The sequence below is a fragment of the Streptomyces sp. NPDC054765 genome, assembly GCF_053612065.1.
Map to the genome: position 1 here is coordinate 1 of NZ_JBSHBP010000146.1, position 2619 is coordinate 2619.

1 protein-coding gene and 1 pseudogene are annotated in these 2619 nt (G+C 68.9%); one reads left to right on the top strand and one right to left on the bottom strand.

Annotation, left to right across the window (positions count from 1 at the left end):
* Positions 1–33 precede the first annotated feature (33 nt).
* Positions 34–132, bottom strand: a pseudogene (locus ACWGJY_RS37470) (hypothetical protein); the annotation flags it as partial.
* Between the two features lie 169 nt (positions 133–301).
* Here ACWGJY_RS37470 and ACWGJY_RS37475 point away from each other — a divergent pair.
* Positions 302–2619: SpoIIE family protein phosphatase (locus ACWGJY_RS37475; RefSeq protein ID WP_453265366.1), on the top strand; the 2318-nt coding region annotated here is incomplete at its 3' end.

The following is a 2619-nucleotide window of genomic DNA, read 5'->3' on the forward strand; positions in this document are numbered from 1 at the left end:
GTGAGGTGACCCCCGGAACGTGGACACAGGGGTTTACGCCACGAGTGAGAGTTTAGCCGTTGTGTGGTGCTGCTGTTCGAACTCCATCGGGGACAGGTAGGCCAGCGCGCTGTGACGTCGGCGAGCGTTGTAGTACGTGAGCGGCCTGGTGGGAACGGACGGCGTACCGTGGGGGTAGCGGGTGAGTCTGGCCGATCACGACGTCATGGTGCGAATTTACAGCCGCCGCGGTCGGCTGGGTGTGTGAGTGGGGGCGCCACACTCTGGAGGCGGTGAAGGTCTCTGTGGGAGATGAGCAGTGATGGCGCAACGCAGGGCCATCAGCCGGATGCCGGGGTCACCCGAGTGTGACTTCGACGCGGCGCTCAGTGCACAGGTCGTCATCGACGGCCACGGCATCGTGACAGCGTGGAATGCGGGGGCCGAAAGGGCGCTCGGGTACTCGCCCACGCAGATGGTGGGGCGGCCCGCGGCTGGTCTGCTGGCCGAGGAGATCGACGAGCGGGAGTTGCGCTCTCTCACACAGCTGCCCAGGTGGACCGGGCGGATCGCCCTGCGGCACCGCGACGGCCACTGCCTGGAGGCCAGGGTCCTGGCGCACAGAAGGGCGCCGGAAGGCGGGCGACTCGAATGGTTCCTGGTCTCCGCGCTGACGCGGCCGGGGCCCCGGCCCGACGACGACACTCTCGTGAGCCTGCACCACGAGCAGATCGCGGACTACTCCATGGCGGTGTACGACACCGAACTGCGCCTGCGCCGGTACAACAAGGTCGGGTACCGCGACCTGAACCTCAGCTATGACTACGCGCGTGGGCTGCTGCCTTCGGAGTTCGTGGACCATCCGGAGATGTACCGGGTGGAGCGGTCCATGCAGCGGGCGCTGCGGAGCGGTGATCCGCAGATCGTGGAAATCTACCAGAGCGTCCTCGGCGAGAGCCGTGAGCACGCCTGGTCGGTCTTGGCCACTCCGCTGAAGAACGAAGACGGTCGTGTTCTGGGTGTGGGTCTGGCCATTCAGGACATGACCGAGTCGTACTGGGCCCGTAGGCGTCTGATGCTGCTTGCGGACGCCAGCAAGCGGATCGGCAGCACTCTCAACGTGCGGCGGACGGCTCAGGAACTGGCGGATGTGGTCGTGCCGGAATTCGCCGACTTCGTCAGCGTCGATCTGCTCCCCTCCGTCGACGGCGCCCAGGAGCCGCCCCCGGGCACGACGCACGGCCCGGTCTGGTTGCGGCGCGTCGCCCACCAGTCCGTGAACCCGGGAACCCCCGAGGCGGTCGTTGCTCCGGGCGACGTGAGCGACTATCCGGAGGGTTCCCCGCCGGTCGAGAGCCTGAGGTCGGGACGTGCTCTGCTGCACCGCGTGAGCGACCCCGCGATCACCGAATGGATGGCCAAAGCTTGCTCCCGGGCCGCCAGGGTCCGTGACTTCAGCGTCCACTCGCTGATGACCGTGCCCCTGACCGCCCGCGGCACGACCCTGGGCGTCGTCGTCTTCGTCCGCCACCAGCACCCCGAGGTGTTCCGCGAGGACGACCGGGTGCTGGCCGAAGAGCTGGCCGCCAGAGCAGCGGTCTGCATCGACAACGCCCGGCGCTACACCCGCCAACGCACCACCGCGGTCACCTTGCAGCGCAGCCTGCTGCCACAGGCGCTCCCGGCGCAGGCCGCGGTGGAGGTCGCGTCCCGCTATCTGCCGGCCGGCACCCAGGCGGGGGTGGGCGGGGACTGGTTCGACGTCATCCCGCTGTCCGGTGCCAGGGTCGCACTCGTCGTCGGCGACGTCGTCGGCCATGGCATCCATGCCTCCGCCACCATGGGGCGGCTGCGCACCGCCGTGCTCACTCTCGCCGACATCGACCTGCCCCCCGACGAACTGCTCACCCACCTGGACGACGTCGTCACCCGCCTGTCCACCAAGGAGAAGGACACCCCGCGGCCGGGCTCCGACGCGGAGACCACCGGAGATGTCGGCGCGACCTGCCTGTACGCCGTGTACGACCCGGTGTCCCGCCACTGCACCATCGCCCTCGCCGGACACCCGGCACCCGTCCTGGTCACCCCCGACGGCACCACAAGACAGCTCGACCTCCCCGTCGGCCCCCCACTCGGACTGGGCGGACTCCCCTTCGAAGCGACCGACATCGAACTGCCCGACGGCAGCCTCCTCGCCCTCTACACCGACGGGCTGATCGAATCCCGCGAGCGGGACATCGACGTCAGCCTGTCCCTGCTCTGCCGGGCCCTCGCCCGACCGTCCGCCCCCCTGGACGACCTGTGCGACGCCGTTCTGGACGCCCTGCCGCCCGGCCGCCCCTCCGACGACATCGCCCTGCTCATCGCCCGCACCAAAGCCCTGGACACCAACCATGTCACCACCTGGGAAATCCCCGCGGACCCGATCGCCGTCGCCCAAGCCCGAAAGAAAGTAACCGCCCAACTGGATGCCTGGGGACTGGGCGACGCCGTCTTCGTCACCGAACTGGTCGTCAGCGAACTCGTCACCAACGCCATCCGATACGCCGACCCACCCATACACCTGCGTCTGATCCACGACCATAACCTCATCTGCGAAGTCTCCGACGCCAGCGGCACCGCCCCCCACATGCGCCGCGC